Annotated in this window: 23 protein-coding genes, 1 pseudogene and 1 riboswitch; of the genes and pseudogenes, 10 read left to right on the top strand and 14 right to left on the bottom strand. The window is 41.3% G+C overall.

The annotated features are described in order from the left end of the window. Positions 1-129 precede the first annotated feature (129 nt). The 5 genes from RZ44_RS09390 to RZ44_RS09370 all read left to right on the top strand — a co-directional run bounded on the left by RZ44_RS09390 (position 130) and on the right by RZ44_RS09370 (position 4,380). The gene (locus tag RZ44_RS09390; protein WP_035810708.1) at positions 130-1,284 is read left to right on the top strand and encodes a betaine/proline/choline family ABC transporter ATP-binding protein; all 1,155 of its coding nucleotides are present in this window, start codon (positions 130-132) and stop codon (positions 1,282-1,284) included. After that, entirely contained in the window at positions 1,281-1,916 is a 636-nt protein-coding gene (locus tag RZ44_RS09385) for an ABC transporter permease (RefSeq protein WP_035810706.1), read from the top strand. The genes RZ44_RS09390 and RZ44_RS09385 overlap by 4 nt, the downstream gene beginning before the upstream one ends. Before the next feature lie 10 nt (positions 1,917-1,926). Then, entirely contained in the window at positions 1,927-2,856 is a 930-nt protein-coding gene (locus RZ44_RS09380) for an osmoprotectant ABC transporter substrate-binding protein (protein ID WP_035810703.1), read from the top strand. A 1-nt stretch (position 2,857) separates the two neighbouring features. Then, entirely contained in the window at positions 2,858-3,547 is a 690-nt protein-coding gene (locus RZ44_RS09375; protein ID WP_035810701.1) for an ABC transporter permease, read from the top strand. Positions 3,548-3,612: 65 nt separating this feature from the next. Further along, positions 3,613-4,380 (top strand): alpha/beta hydrolase, encoded by a 768-nt coding sequence (locus tag RZ44_RS09370; protein ID WP_035810699.1) that lies wholly within the window; start codon positions 3,613-3,615, stop codon positions 4,378-4,380. 41 nt (positions 4,381-4,421) lie between these two features. On the opposite strand, the gene RZ44_RS09365 is transcribed toward RZ44_RS09370, so the two are convergent. Both RZ44_RS09365 and RZ44_RS09360 read right to left on the bottom strand, forming a co-directional pair. Continuing rightward, a complete protein-coding gene (locus RZ44_RS09365; protein ID WP_035810697.1) occupies positions 4,422-5,132 on the bottom strand; it encodes an MOSC domain-containing protein in 711 nt (236 codons plus the stop codon). A gap of 6 nt (positions 5,133-5,138) precedes the next feature. Continuing rightward, positions 5,139-5,996 carry a fumarylacetoacetate hydrolase family protein gene (locus RZ44_RS09360; RefSeq protein ID WP_035811730.1) on the bottom strand — a complete coding sequence of 286 codons (858 nt, stop codon included), beginning with the start codon at positions 5,994-5,996 and terminating at the stop codon, positions 5,139-5,141. Between the two features lie 132 nt (positions 5,997-6,128). Here RZ44_RS09360 and RZ44_RS09355 point away from each other — a divergent pair, with 132 nt between their 5' ends. Further along, positions 6,129-6,563 carry an acyl-CoA thioesterase gene (locus RZ44_RS09355; RefSeq protein ID WP_035810695.1) on the top strand — a complete coding sequence of 145 codons (435 nt, stop codon included), beginning with the start codon at positions 6,129-6,131 and terminating at the stop codon, positions 6,561-6,563. 273 nt (positions 6,564-6,836) lie between these two features. Here the strand turns inward: RZ44_RS09355 and RZ44_RS09350 are convergent, their stop codons facing one another. The 6 genes from RZ44_RS09350 to tenA all read right to left on the bottom strand — a co-directional run bounded on the left by RZ44_RS09350 (position 6,837) and on the right by tenA (position 11,849). Continuing rightward, positions 6,837-7,814 carry a nuclease-related domain-containing protein gene (locus RZ44_RS09350; RefSeq protein WP_035810693.1) on the bottom strand — a complete coding sequence of 326 codons (978 nt, stop codon included), beginning with the start codon at positions 7,812-7,814 and terminating at the stop codon, positions 6,837-6,839. Positions 7,815-7,976: 162 nt separating this feature from the next. Further along, complete coding sequence (locus RZ44_RS09345) at positions 7,977-8,795, bottom strand: metallophosphoesterase (protein ID WP_035810691.1); 819 nt, start codon at positions 8,793-8,795, stop codon at positions 7,977-7,979. Between the two features lie 78 nt (positions 8,796-8,873). Further along, positions 8,874-10,265, bottom strand: a complete 1,392-nt coding sequence (locus tag RZ44_RS09340; protein ID WP_035810689.1) for an MFS transporter — start codon at positions 10,263-10,265, stop codon at positions 8,874-8,876. A 231-nt stretch (positions 10,266-10,496) separates the two neighbouring features. Then, on the bottom strand, positions 10,497-10,721 hold the full coding sequence (locus RZ44_RS09335; RefSeq protein WP_035810686.1) for a hypothetical protein: 225 nt from the start codon (positions 10,719-10,721) through the stop codon (positions 10,497-10,499). Between the two features lie 128 nt (positions 10,722-10,849). Next, positions 10,850-11,026, bottom strand: coding sequence for a hypothetical protein (locus RZ44_RS11340; protein WP_171816126.1), 177 nt, complete (start codon positions 11,024-11,026; stop codon positions 10,850-10,852). Positions 11,027-11,171: 145 nt separating this feature from the next. Continuing rightward, positions 11,172-11,849, bottom strand: coding sequence for a thiaminase II (gene tenA, locus RZ44_RS09330; RefSeq protein ID WP_035810685.1), 678 nt, complete (start codon positions 11,847-11,849; stop codon positions 11,172-11,174). Positions 11,850-11,930: 81 nt separating this feature from the next. Further along, positions 11,931-12,030: riboswitch (TPP riboswitch) on the bottom strand. Positions 12,031-12,119: 89 nt separating this feature from the next. Here tenA and RZ44_RS09325 point away from each other — a divergent pair. Continuing rightward, positions 12,120-12,446 carry a four-helix bundle copper-binding protein gene (locus RZ44_RS09325; RefSeq protein ID WP_035810684.1) on the top strand — a complete coding sequence of 109 codons (327 nt, stop codon included), beginning with the start codon at positions 12,120-12,122 and terminating at the stop codon, positions 12,444-12,446. A gap of 71 nt (positions 12,447-12,517) precedes the next feature. Here RZ44_RS09325 and RZ44_RS09320 read toward each other — a convergent pair whose 3' ends face one another. Next, positions 12,518-13,291 carry a serine hydrolase gene (locus tag RZ44_RS09320; protein WP_035810683.1) on the bottom strand — a complete coding sequence of 258 codons (774 nt, stop codon included), beginning with the start codon at positions 13,289-13,291 and terminating at the stop codon, positions 12,518-12,520. A 119-nt stretch (positions 13,292-13,410) separates the two neighbouring features. On the opposite strand from RZ44_RS09320, the gene RZ44_RS11075 reads away from it, so the two are divergent. Continuing rightward, the gene (locus tag RZ44_RS11075) at positions 13,411-14,115 is read left to right on the top strand and encodes a YsnF/AvaK domain-containing protein (RefSeq protein ID WP_052108953.1); all 705 of its coding nucleotides are present in this window, start codon (positions 13,411-13,413) and stop codon (positions 14,113-14,115) included. A 103-nt stretch (positions 14,116-14,218) separates the two neighbouring features. Next, positions 14,219-14,398 (top strand): annotated as a pseudogene (locus tag RZ44_RS11195) (transposase); the annotation flags it as partial. Between the two features lie 169 nt (positions 14,399-14,567). Here the strand turns inward: RZ44_RS11195 and RZ44_RS09310 are convergent. The 5 genes from RZ44_RS09310 to RZ44_RS09290 form a co-directional block, all read right to left on the bottom strand. Then, positions 14,568-15,317, bottom strand: coding sequence for a creatininase family protein (locus RZ44_RS09310; protein ID WP_035810680.1), 750 nt, complete (start codon positions 15,315-15,317; stop codon positions 14,568-14,570). Positions 15,318-15,324: 7 nt separating this feature from the next. Next, on the bottom strand, positions 15,325-16,839 hold the full coding sequence (locus RZ44_RS09305) for a tripartite tricarboxylate transporter permease (protein ID WP_035810678.1): 1,515 nt from the start codon (positions 16,837-16,839) through the stop codon (positions 15,325-15,327). Between the two features lie 16 nt (positions 16,840-16,855). Beyond that, a complete protein-coding gene (locus RZ44_RS09300; protein ID WP_035810676.1) occupies positions 16,856-17,320 on the bottom strand; it encodes a tripartite tricarboxylate transporter TctB family protein in 465 nt (154 codons plus the stop codon). Positions 17,321-17,350: 30 nt separating this feature from the next. Then, positions 17,351-18,343, bottom strand: coding sequence for a tripartite tricarboxylate transporter substrate binding protein (locus RZ44_RS09295; RefSeq protein WP_035810675.1), 993 nt, complete (start codon positions 18,341-18,343; stop codon positions 17,351-17,353). A gap of 268 nt (positions 18,344-18,611) precedes the next feature. Further along, positions 18,612-19,061 (bottom strand): Lrp/AsnC family transcriptional regulator, encoded by a 450-nt coding sequence (locus RZ44_RS09290; RefSeq protein ID WP_035810672.1) that lies wholly within the window; start codon positions 19,059-19,061, stop codon positions 18,612-18,614. Positions 19,062-19,196: 135 nt separating this feature from the next. Here RZ44_RS09290 and RZ44_RS09285 point away from each other — a divergent pair, with 135 nt between their 5' ends. Next, positions 19,197-19,733 (top strand): chromate transporter, encoded by a 537-nt coding sequence (locus RZ44_RS09285; RefSeq protein WP_035810670.1) that lies wholly within the window; start codon positions 19,197-19,199, stop codon positions 19,731-19,733. The last annotated feature ends 15 nt before the right edge of the window (positions 19,734-19,748 follow it).

The following is a 19,748-nucleotide window of genomic DNA, read 5'->3' as shown; positions in this document are numbered from 1 at the left end:
AGCAATTAAAAAGCGTAAATACGCATTTTTAAATCGCTTACATAATCAGATATCTGAAATAGTATTCCAAAGTATGTTATAATCATTAAGTATAAATTTGCTCAACTTTATAAAGTAAAGGAGACGACTATGTTAAGCATAAAGAATTTAACTAAGATTTACGGCGGCAGTAAGAAAGCCGTTAACGACATTTCCCTCGATATTCAGGAAGGTGAATTTATCGCATTTATCGGTACCAGCGGGAGTGGTAAAACGACCGCACTCCGCATGATTAACCGGATGATCGAACCGACCTCCGGGACGATTACGATAAACGGTAAAGATATCACCAAGAAAAACCCGGTGGAACTGCGCCGCAGTATCGGCTATGTGATTCAGCAGATTGGACTTTTGCCGCACATGACGATCAAAGAAAACATTACACTTGTTCCGAGACTTTTAAAATGGTCTGAGGAAGATAAAGACAGGAAGGCGAAAGAGTTAATAAAACTCGTCGACCTGCCTGAAGAATTTTTACAACGCTACCCTTCTGAACTGTCCGGCGGACAGCAGCAGCGTATCGGTGTTGTCCGTGCACTTGCAGCAGAACAGGACATCATCCTGATGGATGAGCCGTTTGGCGCACTCGATCCTATTACCCGCGACACACTCCAGGATTTAGTTAAAGAACTCCAGCAGAAACTCGGCAAAACATTTATTTTTGTCACACACGATATGGATGAAGCAATTAAACTCGCAGACAGAATCTGCATTATGAGTCACGGTGAAATTATCCAGTTCGATACTCCGGATGAAATTCTCCGCAACCCTGCCAATGATTTCGTACGCGACTTTATCGGTGAAGGCCGTTTAATTCAGGACCGTCCGAATATGCGTACCGTCGCTGATGCAATGATTACACCTGTCAGCATAACAGTCGATAAATCGATTAACGAATGTATCGCCCTGATGCGTGAAAAACGTATCGATACGATTCTCGTTACCGACAGCAAGAAGAAACTGCTCGGCTTTATCGACATTGAAGATATTAACGAAGGATACCGTAAAGGTATGGATATCGTTGATTTAATGGGCCGCGACATATACAAAATCGGCATCGATTCAAAACTTCAGGATTCCGTCCGCACTATTTTAAAACGAAACGTCAGAAACATACCTGTAGTGGATGAAAACAATACATTAATCGGATTAATTACGCGTTCCAACTTAGTGGATATCGTATACGACACAATCTGGGGCGAGGAGACGTCCGCACCGGTAACGTCAGGAGCTGATGAAGCATGATGGAATTTTTAAGCGTCAACGGTTCGGAGCTCCTCATGAAAACATGGGAACACTTTTACCTGTCTATTATTTCATTGATCATCGGTATTCTGATCGCCGTTCCGCTTGGTATGTCAATTGCCAACACTAAAAAACTGAGCGGCTACGTATTAACGACAGCCGGCGTGCTGCAGACCGTACCGACACTTGCAGTGCTTGCATTAATGATTCCGCTGTTTGGAGTCGGACGCGTGCCTGCAATTATCGCACTCAGTGCATATATTCTGCTGCCGATTTTAAACAATACGATTATCGGTGTTAAAAACATCGATCCGAACGTCAGGGAAGCAGCAAAAAGTATGGGCATGACACGTATGCAGTTAATGTGGAACGTTGAACTGCCGATTGCTGTTCCGTTAATTTTGAGCGGTATCAGATTATCATCGGTTTACGTTATTTCATGGGCAACGCTTGCCAGCTATATCGGTGCCGGCGGACTTGGCGACTTCGTCTTTAACGGTCTGAATTCGTACCAGCCCGAACTGATTATCAGCGCAGCAATTATGGTGACACTGCTCGCTTTAATTGCTGATTATGTTTTATCGCTTACAGAAAAATGGGCGACGCCGAAAGGCTTAAAAGTATCGAGATAGGAGGAGTATCATGAGACAAACTAAAAAATTATTAGCCGTCATCCTGGTATCTCTGACTGTCTTGGCCGGGTGCAGTCTGCCCGGACTCAGCAGCAGTTCCAGCGATGGCATTGCAATTACTTCTATGACAACTACAGAATCACAAATCGTTTCACATATGTCGCGCTTAATGATCGAACATTACAGCGACGGCGAAATTGAACCCGTGATGATTAACAATCTCGGTTCATCAACCATTCAGCACAACGCACTGCTCTCGGGAGATGCCCAGGTATCGGGTGTCCGTTATACAGGCACAGAACTTACAGGTGTTTTGAATAAGGACGCTGAAAGTGATCCGATGGTGGCACTCGAGCAGACGCAGGAAGCGTTTGATAAAGATTTTGATATGAAATTTTACGACTCTTACGGTTTTGATAACACGTACGCATTTATGGTAACGCGTGAAACAGCGGAAAAATACAATCTTGAAACAACATCAGATCTCGCAGAATATACAGATGAGTTCGCAGTCGGTGTGGATACATCATGGTTCAACCGTCCGGGTGACGGATATCCTGCATTCCAGAAAGCATACGGGTTTGAATTCGATAACATCCGTGCAATGCAGATCAGTCTCGTGTACGAAGCATTAAGTACAGGCAGTCTGGATCTCGCACTCGGCTATACGACTGACGGCCGTATTCCGGCATATGATTTAGTCGTGCTGGAAGATGACCTGCAGTTCTTCCCGCCGTATGATGCAGCACCGTTTGCAACACATGAAATTATCGAGGAATATCCTGTAATTGACGATGCACTGTCACGTCTGACTGATACGATTTCAACAGAAACGATGCAGAACTTAAACTACCGTTCGGATGAGGAAGGCATTGAGCCTGCACTCGTTGCGGAAGAGTTTTTAGAAGAACACAACTACTTTGAAGGGAAAGGTGAATAATATGACAGGTAATTTGATGTCCGATTTATATAATTATTTCGTCAACAACTTCGCCTACCTGCTCAGCCTGTTTACAGATCATCTGCTGATGAGTGTTTACGGCGTGCTGTTTGCTGCAATCGTCGGCATCCCGGTCGGAATTTTTATCGCGCGCTATGCAAAACTTTCAGGCATTGTAATTACACTTGCGAATATTATCCAGACGATTCCCGCACTCGCGATGCTCGCGATTTTAATGCTCGTTATGGGACTCGGTACAAATACGGTTATCGTGACGGTATTCCTGTACGCGCTGCTGCCGATTATTAAAAACACGTACGCAGGCATTACCGGTGTCGATAAAAATATTACCGATGCCGGAAAAAGTATGGGAATGACACGCAATCAGGTGCTCCGCATGATTGAGCTGCCGCTCGCACTGTCGGTAATTATCGGCGGTCTGCGCATCGCGCTTGTCGTTGCAATCGGTATCGTTGCGATTGGGTCATTTATCGGTGCACCGACACTGTCCGACTTAATCATCCGCGGAACGAACGCTACGGACGGCACCGTGTATATTTTAGCCGGTGCCATTCCGATTGCACTGATTGCGATTATTATCGACTTCGCGCTGCGTTTCCTTGAACGCAAGCTCGATCCGACATATAATCCTGAAGATAAAGAACCGAAAGCTCAAACAGTGAACAACTAAAACTGTACAGTCCCGTCTGATGGCGGGACTTTTTTTATCATCATATTATAAAGGAGACGATTTTTTTGGCTTTAATGCGAATCAACTTTTTCTCACATGCTCTCGGCAAGCACCATCATTTTAATTTAATTCTGCCTGAACAGGATGAACATTACGACATGGCGGCCAAGCCCCGGCTTCTCCCATCCGTAATGATTCTACACGGCTTAAGCAGCGATAATAATTCATACATGCGGTTTACAAGTGCGGAACGCTACGCCAATGAACATAATCTTGCAGTGATTCTGCCTGACGGAGACCACAGCTTTTATGCAAACATGTTATACGGGCACAGTTATAAAGATCATATACTTGAAGTGTGGCGTTACGCCCATCAGATTTTCCCGCTGTCGAAAGCACGGGAGGATAATTTCCTTGCAGGACATTCAATGGGCGGTTTCGGCGTTATAAAAACAGCATTTGAAAATCCGGAACTGTTCGGCAAAGCATGCTTTATGTCGAGTGCCGCAAATATTGAGCGGCTCCTTGACTACGACTGGCCGGACTTTAAAATGCGGGGCATTATCGGTGACGTTAATACGGCAGCCGGGACCGCACTGGATATTAAAAAGATTGTTGCAGACGGCGTCGGGGCTGTCGGAGTTGACGGCCTGCCGGAACTGTACATGATGTGCGGGACCGAAGACTTCATCTATGAAGATAACGTGGAGTTTAAAGGCTTCCTTGAGTCAAAAGGCATTTCCTTTAAATACGAGGAAGGTCCCGGGGACCATGATTACACCTACTGGGACGCCGGAATATTAAAAGCGATGCAGTGGATGAGCGGAAAGTAAAATATAAAGAGGATGGCTGCATCGCGGCCATCCTCTTTTCGTTATATATTCGGTCCGTACAGTCGTTTTGAATCGTCCACCTCTTCACCGGTCAGAAGCTTATCAAGTGCTTTCTTCCAGCTCGGCGGTGTGTACTTACCATCTCTTAAGTTTTCCATCAGGCCGATATTATCCCGATTATGATAAAGCACTTCGTTCATACGTGCAATCGTCCAGTCCGGGCACGGGCGCTCGACCAGCTGAAATGTATCACCGGCTTTAATATTTCCTTCTTTAAGCACGCGGAAATACCAGCCGGTACGTCCGGAATCCTCAATCTTTTTCGCAAGGTCGACATCTCTGTGACGCCGTGCCGGTTTCCAGCACGGACGGCGCGGCTGCGAGACCTGGACAACCGCTTCACCCAGTTCATAAATATCACCGATACAGACACTTGTTTCGTCCATGTGCATAACAGAAATGTTTTCCCCGTTGCCGCCGGCGGTAATATCCGGATTGCCGAGTTCCCGCTGCCAGTCGTCGTAATGTGCGAGACTGTAGGCAAACAGCGCTTTCTCCGGTCCGCCGTGATTTTTCTTATCTGCACATTCATCGCCTGCCAGACCTTCTTCGGATAAAAATACAGGCTCATCCGTTTGTTCTTTAAACGCTCCGGTTTCCCACGGCTGATCCATTTTACGTTCCGCTTCAGGATTTCCGCATGTTTTAACTTTTCCTGTATAGAGTGTACGAACTTTTCCATAAATCGACATCAATCATCATTCCTTTTCAAAACGATTCGTCAGTCTGCCGAGCGATTCTATTTCAACCGTTACAGTGTCACCGTCTTTAATCCACGGCTTGTCTGCGGTTTTATATCCGGACGCCACCCCTTCAGGTGTACCCGTGAGAATAATATCACCGGGCTTAAGCGTCATATATTTTGAAATATAGCTGACGAGGCCTCTGCTCTTAAACACCATATCATTCGTATTGGAATCCTGACGGAGTTCGTCATTAACATACGTTTTGATACGCAGTTTATGCGGCTCTCCTATTTCCCCGAGCGTTGCAATATACGGGCCGATTGGACAGAAACCGTCGTACGATTTCCCCGCGAGCCACTGGCTCGTCGCAAACTGTGCGCTCCGGTCGGAAACGTCGTTCGCATTGGCATAGCCGAACACGTAATCCATCGCCTCATCCCGCGGGATGTTGCGGCCTTCTTTACCGATAATAATCGCAAGCTCGCCTTCGTAATCAATCATGTATGTGTCCGACGGGATTTTTATCGTACTGTTATGCGCTGTCAGTGCGTTGTTGAACTTCGAAAAGATAATCGGCAGTTCCGGAATATCTATTTTCATTTCTTCTGCATGGCGTTTATAGTTAACACCGATGCAAATGATTTTCTCCGGATTTGGCACAACCGGTCCGAGCTTGATATCATCGATACTTTTCAGTTCGATGTGCTCATCTTCCAGATAGAACTCGATCAGTGCCTCCGCCTTTTCCTTGTTCGCCATGACATCCTGCAGCGTTTCAAAATCTTCGGAAATATCCAGCACACCTGACGCTGTCAGTACACCAAGGTGATACTTCCCCGTTAACTCATCTACAAAAGTCAGTAATTTCATATCCATTCTGCCCCATTTCTGATTGCCTTCTCTGTCTATCATACCCTTTTAGGCAAATCTGATAAACTCCTTAGAAAAATTGTCCGATCAGAGTGATATAATGACGGTAAGATATTTTTAGGAGGAACTTGCATGAGCGTTTATGTAGCAGAAACTGAAATACAGATATTATATGCCGATACGGATATGATGGGTGTTATTTATCACGGCAATTATATTAAATGGCTGGAACTCGGACGCAGACAGCTGATTGAGGATATCGGCTATGATTACCTGACGATGGAACGCGCAGGATACCTCGCTCCCGTTCACAACGTCAACATCACATACGCAAAACCGTTAAAATACGGCGACCGCGCATTCGTCCGTACATGGGTGGAAGAACATACAGGTGTCCGCACAATTTACGGCTTCGAAATCGTTAACGGTGACGGTGAAGTATGCACGCACGGCACAACAACACTGATTGTTGTGAAAAAAGTCGACGGCGAATTCCAGCCTGTCATCTTTAAACGCGTATTCCCCGAATGGCACGCGAAATACGAAGAAATTAAAGCTAAAAATTAGAATTTATGTTGAATGACGCGCCTGCCGGCGCGTTTTTTTGTTGGGATGGCAGATATTATGCTCTACTGTGACAATGAGTGGTCCTCTCTGGCACACTAAGTCTTCTACTGTGACAGTGAACTACTCTCTTTGGCACACTAAGTCTTCTACTGTGACAGTGAACCACTCTCTCTGGCACACTAAGTCTTCTACTGTGACAGTGAACTACTCTCTCTGATACACTAACCCCTCTACTGTGACAATGAGCCTCTCTCTTTGGCACACTAACCTAAATCAGATCATTTTTTTATCTTTATATCTGTATAATTCCTCATTTTTATAATACGCTTCATTAAAATCATGATACTTAAATTTATAATATGTCCGGGGACCATTCTTTATACGGACGCAATACTTTTCCAGCATTCTCAATGCTGTTCTGGAGCTGATTTTATAATTGATAAACTCCATCATCCTTTTCTTGGTCATTCTTTCATTTGAAAACAGTGCACTGAAATCACTTATCGCTCTCAGAAGATGCGTTTCTTTCGTTTCCTGGCTTCCACATCCCCCGCATCTCATATAAAAATGATTGTCCGTCACTTCAAAACTTCCGCAATTCCCGCAATACAATCCCTTTCTCACCAAATCAAAATCAGCACTTTTATCAAAGTAAGGATTATCAATAATGTGTGCGGAAACCGCATCGGCAATCCGCTCGGCGTAACTCCCCGCATATTCGTTTTTAAACTGCTTTAAATAATCACGCAGCTCCGCCCGCATCACCAGTTTCGCACGCATCCCCGGATCATCATAATTCAACCTGAAATCGATATGCGGAAACACCACCCTGCCCTCAATACCAAAATTCAGCGAATGAATATATTTTAATCTGAGCAGCTTGTTCATCGCACGTTTCAGCTGCACAGCCGGATCGTCCGGCACCTCAAAACTTCCGGCAAACCATTTACCATTTTCCACACGATAAAAACCCGAGTAGTTTTTTATTTCGTTTACTGTAACCCCTGCATCGCTCACGATTAATGAATCGTACTGTGCGACGCTGTCTTCAATTCCCAAATAAATATCACGGAACACAAACACCGTTCCGTGCCCCACATCTTCAAATACCTCATCGTAAATACATTCTCCGGCATATCCGCGCTCGAGTACCGACAGTTTCTTCGATTCTTCTGCATTCAAACGACTTCGAAAACTCAATGCTCTGCAGTACAACAACTCTTTACTGATTTTCCGTTTTGTAATTAGCATGATTTCCTCCTCTATAAAAAAAGTCCTCTCATACTATATATAGGGAAAAACAGCGATTTATTTTTATTTCGTAAAAGTTAATTTATTTATCTGCATTTCTTAAAATAGTTTCCAGTAAAATAGAAAAAACCGCCCGAAGGCGGTTTCTCACCGTTATCAATATTAAATCTCTATTACCTGCAGCGCATCGCGCATTTCATGGACGATGTCTTTCGTCCGCCACTCGCGCTTATATCCGAGACAGGCACAAATGTAATCCGTACTGCCTTCCTTAACCTGGTGTCTGAAATGTATATGCCCCATGATGCTGTACCGGATGTCGTAGTCTTCGTAAAAAGAATCGAAATCCGACGTGCCGATGAACGCATTATAGTAATCGAACAGACGATTCGGCATCGGCACCCTGAACGCTTTGTTCGTGACCACGTGTGTCATCAGGATGATCTTCTTGTCCCGGACCGCCTCCAGGTCCGACGCAGCGCGTTCCGCCATTAATTTTGAAACTTCCGGGTCTGACATGCCCCAGTTGATTTTCACCTTATCCTGCCATGTACCGCCGTAAAATTCGCGCTGACTTAAGCGTTCCAGTGAAAAACGATCACTCGCGTATGTGTAATCATACCAGGCCGGGTTCATGACGAGTGCCCAGTCGTCGCCAAGATCAATCGGCGCTCCTACTTTAAAATACTTCGTATCTTTAAAGTATTCATATATTTCCCGGGTACTTTTCGCATCTCCGCTGAAGTTCCAGAAATCGTGGTTTCCGGGCACGAAATATATCGTCACACCAGTCATCTGCTCAAGCTCCTGCATGAACCGGTATGAACGAATGTGATCGTTTGAAATATCACCGGCAATCAGCAGTATATCAAGCGACGCCCGAGACACTTCGTTTGCAAGCGTCAGAGAAAAATCTTTTTGCTGCAGCGTCTCGCTGTGATAACGATCGATGTGCAAATCTGAAATAACCCCAATTTTCATTACTCATTCGCTCCCGCATCAATTTGTTCTGTCAATGCTATCACAACTTTTACACGTCATAAAAAGTTCCGCTTCACCCTACTTGTCTTTCACGCTCGTCTTTGGAATCACAACGAGAGCGAAGACAAATGCGAACGCGAGCAGCCCGACGTTAACGATAAACGCCACACTTCCTGCTGCTGCGAGCGAGACGGTTGCCGACAGCGCCGAGTATACCGAAACGATAATCGCGATGCCGAACGCACCGCCGAGAGTCGAAGCCATTTTAAAGATGGCAGATGCCACTCCGACTTTGTCTTTAGGCGTTGTAGATACTGCCGTATCGAGCGCCGGTGTCGCAAAAAGACCGATTCCGATACCGAAAAATGCAAAGCCAATCAGACAGGACACGATGTAAACCGTACCTTCAAAGAATGTCAGCGACAGCATAATTAATCCGAGACCAAGCAGTACCGGTGCTGTAACCAGTGCGCGCTTCGGACCGAATTTCCCTATGCTCTTTTCACCGATTTTAATCGACGCAAGCATCGTTACGATATATGGTATCGTAACTAAACTCGCTGAAAAGGCAGTCATACCGAGCCCCTGCTGCATATAAATATTAAACAGCGCGAGTGATCCGATTGCCGTATTCAGCAGAAAATTCGTCACTACAGTTCCTAAAAATGCCTTGTTTGTAAAGAGCGTCAGTTCGAGGAACGGTGCCCGTTTACTTCTCTCAAGCACGATAAATACAATCAGACCGATTACGAATACCGCAATCAGTACAATCGATGCGATGCTCGTCCAGCCAATAGTTTCACCCTGCGTAATAAAAATGCTGAGCGCCCCGATCATAACGACGAAGACAGCCAAACCTGCAAAGTCGAAATGAATCGGTCCCCGGTTTTTATCTTGTACGTCTTTAAGATTTTTAATTAAAAACAGACCGGCGATTGACAGTGCAATCGACACGATAAAGATCCACTGCCACGCAACGAATGTTGCCATCGTTCCGGCGAACAGCGATGCCAGACCGGTACCGCCGAACGCACCCAGTGACCAGTAGCTTAGCGCTTTACGGCGCTTTTCACCTTCAAAAATGTTATTAAAAATTGAGATGGTTGCCGGCATAATCATCGCTGCCGAGAATCCCTGGACGATACGTCCGATTATTAAAAATGATGTATGGAACGGCAGAATAATAATAACAGAACCGATTATACTTAAGAAAATACCGATAATTGTAATTTTTTTATAACCGATTTTATCTGCGATATTGCCTGATGCCACCATGAAGATTCCTGTAATCAGCGATGTTAAGCTGACGGATAAGTTGATAATGCTGCTGCTCGTCCCGCTGTATGTCGCCTGAACTTCCGGGGCAATGTTTAGAAATGCCTGTGCAAACAGCCAGTATGTCAGGATGGTTAATATAATTCCGAGAATAATCCTGTTGGGTGTTTGCGCTTTCATAATTGTCTGAGACACAATTCTCACCTCTGTATTTGTTAGCTTCCCGTTCATTATAAAGGAAAGCGCTTAAAATTAACCGGGAAAACCTTGAAAGTCATTAAATATTCATGCTGTATTTATTTACAATTTACTTAAATCATATCCATGTAGTATATTATGAGTATTTTACAGAAATCAAGTCAGTATCCGGGGCAGATTTTTAAGAAAAGACGCACCTGAAATCAGGCACGTCTGCTGAATTTTTATTTAGTCATCTTCTTCGTCGTCACTCTCGTCATCATCAGTTTCATTGTCAATATTACTGTCATTATCATCGCCCTCATCACCGGCATCGTCGAGAGCATCCTCTTCCACATCAGACTCCTCTACGCCGGTCTCATCTGTGCCTGTACTTTCATCTTCAGTATCATCACCACAAGCCGCAAGTGCAAGCACGGCAAGAAGCGCTGTAATACTCATAAATCTTTTCATGGATACAATCTCTCCTTTTAATCAGTTTGATATGTATATACCCTTATCCTTCTTTTTAATTCCGATTCGAACAAAAAAACACCGCAGGCAAATACCTGCGGCATTATTGTATTCAACTAATTTTTAATTTACTCTCCGTCAGTTTCCGTTCCGCCGCCGCCTTCTGTTTCAGTGCCGCTGCCTTCAGATTCTGTTTCTTCAGTTCCAGTCTCTTCTGTTTCAGTGCCTTCTTCTTCTGTGCCGCCTCCGCATGCTGCAAGTGCTAATACGCCGACTAGTGATCCTACTGCTAACAGTTTCTTCATTTAAAGATCCAGCTCCTTAAAGTATATAGTAGATTTCAGACTGAACTTTGATGTTACTGACATAATACCCCAGATGAAATGAATATATATCCAATTTACCGGACCTTAACAATTTCTAAAACTTATGACTCACTATAACTCTTCATCATTTAAACTTAACCGGCCACTCTTCTTTCGTTTCACACATATCCCAAAACATATATTCATAGAGACTCGTTTTAACAACAATCTCCTCCAGCTGTGCCAGCTCGCGTTCCGGCTTGCCTTCTGCCAGTTCATTCAGAAGTGTCATCGCTGTCCCGTTCAACTCGCTGAAATCTTCACCGGAGTATGTGTCCACCCATTGTTTATACGGATTATTATTCTGATCGGGGTGTTTATCGGCTAATGCTCTGCCGATATAATTATAACTCCACGCACATGCCAACAGACACGCTGCAACTGCTGCTGCATCACCGCGCTGGGCGTGATTCAGCATGTAACTCGTATACGCTGTGTTCACTGCAGACGGCTCGGTCTCGAGAAGCTCACTCTCTTCAATTCCAAACATTTCCGCGTACTTTCTGTGCAGCGCCATCTCCCCGAATAGTGTCCCGTGCAGCATCTCGGAAAACATGTTCATCGTCGCAAGATCCGGCGCCTTCTCTGCCCCGATTGCCATCAGTCTTGAATACTCCACCAGATACACATAATCCTGCTTCAGCCAGTGCCGGAACTTATCGACATTGAGCGACCCGTCACCAAGACCGCTCACAAACGGATGTTCAAGGTAACGATTCCAAATATCCTCAACTCTGTTCCAGATTCTGTCGGTAAATTTCATTATATTATCCCCTTTGTTTTTCAGCTGAAGACGATAAAAACCCGAACCCCGCGAAGAGGCCCGGGCTGAAATTACATACAGATATATCAGCTCAGACTTCCCTGCGCAGGTACTAACCTACAGGTTCGAAGGGTCGATAATTTTATCTCTCAGCACGTAAAGTGCGCCCCCAGCCGTTTATATTTTGTTCATATATCTACTGTACTACAGTTTAAAAAATTTTGCTCAGGGAACTAACAGAATGTAATAACATTTAAGGAGGAATAATGAATGGCTCACGAACAGCATCAGCAATTACTGAAAACATTGCACGAATGTATGGAAGCTTGTAATCATTGTTTCGACGCATGCCTTGAAGAAGAAGACGTAAAAATGATGGCGGAATGTATCAGACTGGACCGTGAATGCGCAGATATGTGCGCATATTTGGAACAGGCAATTACGAGAAACTCACCGTTTGTTAAAGAACTTGCCGGCGTGTGTGCAGCAATTTGTGAAGCGTGCGGCAACGAATGTCAGAAGCACAATCACGTGCACTGCCAGAAGTGTGCAGAAGCATGCTTTGAATGTGCGATGGCATGTAAAGCAGCAGCGTAAACTATATTTTATAAAATAAACCGTACGGAGGCTCTAAAAATGGAGTCTGCCGTACGGTTCTTTTGTTTTATTTAATTCATATACTTCTTAAAGATCTGTCCCAGCTCATTCAGGAAATGCTTACCTTCCTGATTGGACGGCCAGTTATCTGAGAAAACCGAGAAGATTAACTGTTTGCCGTTCTGCTGAATCATGCCGAATTCATGCTCGAGCGCTGTCACAGATCCTGTTTTCGAGGCGATAAATTCATCTTTATGGTCTTCATCGATATTAAAGAATCCGCCGATTCTGTCGTTAATCTGCTGTTTTTTCATGACTTCAAAGAAATCTTTTCTGATGTCTTCAGGCAGTACGTCATTTTCCTGAATCACATACTGCATTGATGTGAACATATCAGCGGCAGACGTTGAGTTGCGTTTGCCTTCATTAATACCCGTCGTGTCATAGTAATTGCGTGCAAGCGTTGTATCGTGGAGACCGAGTGCCATAAATCCTTCGTTAATCCGCTCAATGCCGATGTTATCAATCAGCATGTTCGACGCGGTATTATCGGAAATAATAATCGAGAGGACAATCGTGTCCCACAGTGTCAGTCGTTTCACACTCTGGAGCGTATGCAGCACACCACATCCGCCGACCTTCTCCCCGACCGTGAGCGAAATATCTTCGTAGTTATGAAAATGCTGCTGCAGATTAATAATGCTGATCGGCACCTTTATTGTGCTGGCCGAAGGATAAACCTGGTGCTCATTATGTACATATACTTTGTTATCAAACTGAATCTTATAGGAAATATCTTTCGTCGGCTGCTGTCCAATCAGTGCGTTAATTTCATCTATAAACATAATATCCATCTCCCCTTGCTGCTGTTTAAGTAAAGAGTATCACAACTCACTTCCGGTTTGCACTTAGTCTATACGGGAAATAAAGGAGTAAATACAAATTACGATGGAGGTTTGACATTATGGGGCAAATTGAATTGATTGCTGATGAACAGCACTTACGCGAAAGACTGACACATTATATCGAAACCGGTGTACCTGAAAATAAATTAACTGTGATGTCGACCCGGGGCTATGCAGATTTTCTGATTGATTTCCCGGATGTAAATGAAAGGATGCCGGCAGGACGCAGCCTGGAGGAAATGCTCGCCCAGCTCGACGGCAGCCAGCGGCTGACGATGACGAATTCAGAACGTGAAAACTATACGAACGCTCTGAATAATGGTGAACTTCTTTTATATATTGATAATGAATCAGGAATTGAGACATCTCCCGGCGAAGAAACAATTGAACTCCGTGAAGAACGTCTTGCTGTGGATAAAGAAACAGTCCAGACAGGAGAAGTCGTTGTTGAGAAGTATACAGACTCAACAGTTGAAGAATTTGATGTGCCGGTCAATATGGATAACGTCACTGTAGAACGCCGTGCAGTCGAAGGCGAACCGCTGTTTGAGACGTATAACAATACTGAAGACTCGGATGACGACCTTGGTATTATCAGAATCCCGGTAACGAAAGAACGCATCAGAGTCATTAAAGAACATGTGGTTACAGAAGAAATTGTAATTACCAAAGAAGTCGTGGAGAAGATGGAACATGTTTCAGGCACTGTGAAGCATGATGACATCAGAGTCAGCGAAGTGAAAAACGAAGACGTCGATAAATAATAAAAAGGGGCTGAGACATAAGCTCTGAGTCTAGACGAAAAACTGCCTCAGGAGCTCAATTGCTCCTGAGGCAGTTTTTTTTATATTTTTTAATAGGATATTAATTCAAAAAAATATGAACCTAGCGTATTTCAAAGCACAGGTGAACCAGACGCTTTCAAGCCCAGAAGGTCGACGTCGATACGCGCAACGCAAAACTGATGTCGAAACAACTTTTGGAAATCTGAAGGCAAATTTGGGGTTCACTCGGATGTCTGTCCGAGGGAATAATCCGGTTCGTAACTAGTTGGGAATCGCCTTAATGGCGGTAAGCCTCAGAAAACTCGCTCGGTAATCTGTATTTAATATGCTTAAACCTATAAAAAATGTCTTGGAAATCTTGGTTTTAAGATTTCCAAGACATTTCTCTTATTTCTTCAGGGCTTCTGTCCCACCCTTTTTACTTTAATCTTTTATTCTTCTATAAACTCTTTTATAAATCCAGTTAAATTTTCTAAAGCTTGATTAATTATTTTCTCTCCTAATTCATAACTACCTTTTCTTCCGTCACCCAAGTTACCATTCTTAGTAACATCATCAAATTGATGTACTAACTTGATATATTTTCTTTTTCTTACATTTAATGCGAATGAATCATTGTACTCCGCAGCTTGCAACTTATCTTTTCTAACAATACTTGGGTATAGATATAAACTTTCTGATACTTCTCTCTCACAAGCATGCCCAAAGTGTTCTGAAGTAATATTTTCTTGAATTACATCACTGGCTGCATCTACGTATTTTGAGACAGCTATACTCACATTTTTATCTCGTGCAATTTTTTCAGCAGCTACATTTAAAGTAGATGTGTTTCCACCATGACCATTGATAACTAGAAACTTCTCTATTCCATGCTGAGACAAGCTTGTAACAATATCATCTAATAGCGCTATTAGAGTTTCAGGTTTTAAGCTAATAGTACCCGGGAAATTCATATGATGTGGAGAAACACCATAGTTAATTGTTGGAGCTAATGCAACTGAAGGATAGTTTCTCTCTGTAAGTAGCTTACTAAACTCTCCAGCTCTATATGAGTCACAGCCTTCTGCTATATGATGTCCGTGTTGTTCCTGAGCGCCTACGGGTATAATAGCGATCTTTACATCTTTGAATGCGCTCTCAATTTCGGGCCACGTCATGTCTGATAAAATATATGAGTTCATTACCTAATCATTCCTTTAATTTTAATCTTCTATATGATTTGATTTCTTGATACACAGCATATCCAATAGAAAGTACTGTTAAACCTAATAGTATTCCAGAGATTGGTCTTGTTAAAAATAAAGTGATATCAGGGTTAGTAGAAATAGCTCTTCTAAGGTTTTCTTCTGTCATTGGACCCAATATTACTCCTAATACAAACGCTGGTAATGAATATCCTTTATTCCTTAAGAAATAACCGATAATTCCAAAGAGTAATAATACCCAAACATCAAATATACGATTATTAATTGCATAACTGCCTACTGCACATAGAACAAAAACAATAGGGATTAAGAGATACATAGGTACATCATTAATTCTTACAAATAACTTTATACCAAAGCTTTGAATTATGAGCGCAAAGATACCCGATATAAAAAATGCTATAAATATACCATTAGCTAAAACAGGTTGTGAACTAATGAAATATGGTCCCGGTTGCACACCATGTACAAGTAAAACACCTAATATCATAGCCGTAACCGCTCCACCAGGTATTCCAAATGCCATAGTAGGAATTAATGCGCCACCTTCTGAAGAGTTATTTGCAGCTTCAGCTGCAATTATTCCGTCCTTATTCCCTTTCCCATATGAATCTGGATTCTTAGAACTCTTTTTAGCAATATCGTAACTTAATAAGTTGGCAATACTACCGCCAGCCGCAGGCAAAATACCTACTAAAGTTCCTACTATAGATGAGCGGAGCACATTAAACCAAGAATCAAACATATCTTTCACAGTGTCTATTAATGGATATGATGTACTCACTTTCTTGATATCTATCTCTTCTATTTCGTTATCTTTATCGTTAGTTTTATTTTTTATATGGGATAGTAATTGTGAGAAAGCAAAAATACCTATAAGAACAGGTAAAAAATCAAAACCTGAAAGTAATTGTGCTTCTCCGAATGTAAACCTAGACACACTCAACACTGGATCTTGTCCAATAGTTCCAAAAAAGATTCCTAACGCACCCGCAGTCAATCCTTTTAACATATCTCCTTCCCCCATACTTGCAATAGCACTTAAGCCTAAAACCATTAAGCTGAAATACTCCCATGGTCCAAAAGCTAAAGCCCATTCAGATAACATAGGGGCCGCAAAAATTAAGATAACACCTGAGATTATAGTTCCAAAAAATGAAGCCCATAATCCTAAATTCAAAGCTCTTCCAGGCTCTCCGTTTTTAGTCATAGGATAACCATCAAACGTTGTTGCCACTGAAGATGGAGTCCCAGGTATTCCTAGTAGTATGGACGATATTAAACCGCCACTGGCTCCCCCTACCCAGACTCCCATCATTAATGATATCCCTGGCAAAGGTTCCATTGCAAAACTGAATGGCAAAGTTAGTGCAACCGCCATTGTAATTGTGAAACCAGGTATACTGCCAAAAACTATTCCCGCTATAACACCTATAATCATAAGGAGTATTATATTAAAGGACATAACTTCTGTTAAACTTGCTAAAAAATTCTCCAAAATATTACCTCCGCATTTAAAAGAATAAGCCCTTTGGTAAAAATACATTCAAATAGTTTTCAAAGATAAATGAAACAACTAACGCGGACAGGAACAAACAAATAACTGTAATTATATTTACTTTCCAATTCTTCTTTTTATCTATCAATAAAATATATACAAACATCATAAAGATAGTCGATGCTATGACGAAACCAATCACATCTAATGCCCAGATATAAATACCAAAAGATATAAACATTAATAGCACTTTCCAAGAAAATGACTCTTTATCTGAGTATGACTTCAAATTTCTATTTTTTATAATCGATATTATTATCGATAAAGCTGACAGTACTATTATGAATATTAGAATCACTCTAGGATAAAAGTCTGCTCCTAACCCAGCAACTATATCCAAAGTTTTTATATTAGTAGTTTGGTATAAAAAGAAACTTGCTACTAGTAATATAATAATTGGTCCGCTTAATGTTTTCTTCATTAAATTATTCACCAACTCTACTTTTATATGTTATTCGATAACACCTTGATTTCTAAGAATTTCTTCTGTTTCAGCTAAATCCTCTTCAAGAAATTCCTTATATTCCTCATGGGCTAAATAATTCACATCTACACCTAAGTTTTTCATTTCTTTTTGAAATTCTTCATTTGAAGCTACGTTACCCAGAGCTTCACTTAAAATTTCAACGATTTCTTGAGGTGTATCTTTAGGTAAAAAGTAGCCGCGATTAGTCCCTGATGAGAAGTCTATTCCTTGTTCTTTTAGTGTTTCTAAATCAGGCAGTTCACCGTTTCTTTCATCACTGACTAGTCCTAGTAATTTTAAATCTCCTGATTCAATATAATCTTTAGCTGCCGGGACAGTAGTAGAAGCTAAATCTACATGGTTTCCTAATAATGCTTGGGTTCTTTCGGCAGTTCCTTCGTAGTTTACTATATTAAATTCCACACCTTGGTCTTCCATGATACCGAGAGGAATAGTGTGTGTAGTTGATCCCACTGTGGCTCCAAAAGATATAGATCCTGGTTCATTTTTCGCTTGTTCAATTACATCCGACATATTGTCCCAATCATTATCTGCATTTGTAACAACTATGTTTGAAGACGTAGTCATTAGAGCAACAGGCTCAAAGTCAAAATAATCAAAGTCTGATGTACCACTTAATTTTGATATCCCTATAGAGTCATGACCATTAATGATTGTATAACCATCCGGATCTGCTGATAGTCCCTCCGTAGCTCCAATTACACCTCCGCCACCACCAATATTTTGCGTGATAACTTTAGTCCCTAATTCTTCTTCTAAGTATTTGTTTACAGTTCTCGCTATAACATCTGTGTCTCCTCCAGCCCCCCAAGGAACTATTAATGTTATATTCTCTTCCGGATAATTACTGAAATTTTCCCCTTCGTTACTTCCTTCTCCAGTTGAAGAATCGTTACCGCATGCTACTAATACCATAAGTATAGAAAATGTCATTAATAAGTAAAAAATTCTCTTCATTTTTTATCCCCCTTATATTTAATGAAATGCGTAAAACGAATACGAAAACCTACCCTCCCAAATATAAATATTTATAATTTTTAGAATTATAAATTTAAATCTATTGTACATATTAACCTTTTAATTGTAAACAAAAAATATAATAAATAAATAAACACCTTACATATGTAAAGTGTTTATCAATATTAGCATTCTATTTGTTAAACAATGAATTATACTGAGCAGAGAAATTTTTTACTGAATTGAGTGTGAAAAATTTTATAGAATATTATAATTTCAAACCTGTACGGCTTTTAAATCTTTTCAATAAGATATGACTCTCTACTTTAGTAATTCCATCTAACGAATATAATTCTTCATTTATAAAGTATTCCAATTGGTCAAAGTCATCCACTAAGACATGCATGTGTAATGTACTTGGTCCGGTCATTTGATAACAAGAGGCAACTTTAGGATTCTCTACTAACGATTCTGCTACCGAAACTAACGATTTAGGCTCACAATCCACTTCAAAAAAAGCTGACACTGTTTTTCCTACTTTATTAGAGTTTATAACTACACTAAATTTTTCAATAATATCATTCTCAATTAATTTATTTACTCTATCCCTAACTGCTACTCTCGAAATTTCTAACTCTTTAGCTATATCTACATAAGATATCCGGCCATTATCTGATAACAATGATAATATCTTTTTATCTAATTCATCTAGTACCATACTGCCACTCCATTTTATTATTTAATAACTACATTTTATATCATTATATTCATTTGTAAAGTAATAACCGTTATAATATACTTAAACGAAACCAAATTAATAGATTTAAAATTTTAAAGAAAGGAGTAGAGCTATATTAATTTACATTTAGAAATTTTCATTGCCTTTTTCCGATCAGGAATACTGGGTTTTGGTGGAGGTCCTTCTACAATACCTTTAGTTCACAAAGAAGTTGTAGAATATTTTAAATGGATGGATGATGAGGAGTTTTCAAATGTTTTAGCTTTGGGAAATAGCTTACCAGGTCCCATAGCTACAAAAATGGCAGGCTATATAGGCTATAAGGTTGGCGGATTCATAGGTCTAATAGTTGCATTATTCGCTACAATTATGCCGACTGTTATCATTATGATATTTTTAATTGGTACTTTATCAAACTTCAGAGATTCTACTTACGTTCAAGGAATGACGGCAGCAATTACTCCAGTTATTACAGTTATGATGTTTATTCTTACCTATCAATTTTTATTTTCTTCAAAGAAAAATTTAGGTGAAATTAAAACATTAATTTTACTCTCTTTAAGTTTTATAGCATATATTATTTTGGATATACATCCGGCAATTATTATATTGGTCATTATTATATACTCATTTATCAAATATAGAAAATAGTTTATAAAGGAGATT

Origin of the sequence: Jeotgalicoccus saudimassiliensis (genome assembly GCF_000756715.1) — a bacterium.
Classification (GTDB): domain Bacteria; phylum Bacillota; class Bacilli; order Staphylococcales; family Salinicoccaceae; genus Jeotgalicoccus; species Jeotgalicoccus saudimassiliensis.
The sequence above is the reverse complement of the archived record's forward strand: the minus strand, read 5'-3'. Positions and strand labels throughout refer to the sequence as shown.

Excerpts from the sequence above, each read along its gene's own strand:
- RZ44_RS09300 (WP_035810676.1), bottom strand. The coding sequence starts at position 17,320 with ATGAAGAAAACATTAAGCGGACCAATTATTATATTACTAGTAGCAAGT.
- RZ44_RS09375 (WP_035810701.1), top strand. The coding sequence starts at position 2,858 with ATGACAGGTAATTTGATGTCCGATTTATATAATTATTTCGTCAACAAC.
- RZ44_RS09310 (WP_035810680.1), bottom strand. The coding sequence starts at position 15,317 with ATGAACTCATATATTTTATCAGACATGACGTGGCCCGAAATTGAGAGC.
- RZ44_RS09345 (WP_035810691.1), bottom strand. The coding sequence starts at position 8,795 with ATGAAAATTGGGGTTATTTCAGATTTGCACATCGATCGTTATCACAGC.
- RZ44_RS11340 (WP_171816126.1), bottom strand. The coding sequence starts at position 11,026 with ATGAAGAAACTGTTAGCAGTAGGATCACTAGTCGGCGTATTAGCACTT.
- RZ44_RS09360 (WP_035811730.1), bottom strand. The coding sequence starts at position 5,996 with ATGAAATTACTGACTTTTGTAGATGAGTTAACGGGGAAGTATCACCTT.
- RZ44_RS09385 (WP_035810706.1), top strand. The coding sequence starts at position 1,281 with ATGATGGAATTTTTAAGCGTCAACGGTTCGGAGCTCCTCATGAAAACA.
- RZ44_RS09350 (WP_035810693.1), bottom strand. The coding sequence starts at position 7,814 with ATGCTAATTACAAAACGGAAAATCAGTAAAGAGTTGTTGTACTGCAGA.
- RZ44_RS09365 (WP_035810697.1), bottom strand. The coding sequence starts at position 5,132 with ATGTCGATTTATGGAAAAGTTCGTACACTCTATACAGGAAAAGTTAAA.
- RZ44_RS09325 (WP_035810684.1), top strand. The coding sequence starts at position 12,120 with ATGGCTCACGAACAGCATCAGCAATTACTGAAAACATTGCACGAATGT.
- RZ44_RS09290 (WP_035810672.1), bottom strand. The coding sequence starts at position 19,061 with ATGGTACTAGATGAATTAGATAAAAAGATATTATCATTGTTATCAGAT.
- RZ44_RS09295 (WP_035810675.1), bottom strand. The coding sequence starts at position 18,343 with ATGAAGAGAATTTTTTACTTATTAATGACATTTTCTATACTTATGGTA.
- RZ44_RS09380 (WP_035810703.1), top strand. The coding sequence starts at position 1,927 with ATGAGACAAACTAAAAAATTATTAGCCGTCATCCTGGTATCTCTGACT.
- RZ44_RS09320 (WP_035810683.1), bottom strand. The coding sequence starts at position 13,291 with ATGTTTATAGATGAAATTAACGCACTGATTGGACAGCAGCCGACGAAA.
- RZ44_RS11075 (WP_052108953.1), top strand. The coding sequence starts at position 13,411 with ATGGGGCAAATTGAATTGATTGCTGATGAACAGCACTTACGCGAAAGA.
- RZ44_RS09335 (WP_035810686.1), bottom strand. The coding sequence starts at position 10,721 with ATGAAAAGATTTATGAGTATTACAGCGCTTCTTGCCGTGCTTGCACTT.
- RZ44_RS09355 (WP_035810695.1), top strand. The coding sequence starts at position 6,129 with ATGAGCGTTTATGTAGCAGAAACTGAAATACAGATATTATATGCCGAT.
- tenA (WP_035810685.1), bottom strand. The coding sequence starts at position 11,849 with ATGAAATTTACCGACAGAATCTGGAACAGAGTTGAGGATATTTGGAAT.
- RZ44_RS09390 (WP_035810708.1), top strand. The coding sequence starts at position 130 with ATGTTAAGCATAAAGAATTTAACTAAGATTTACGGCGGCAGTAAGAAA.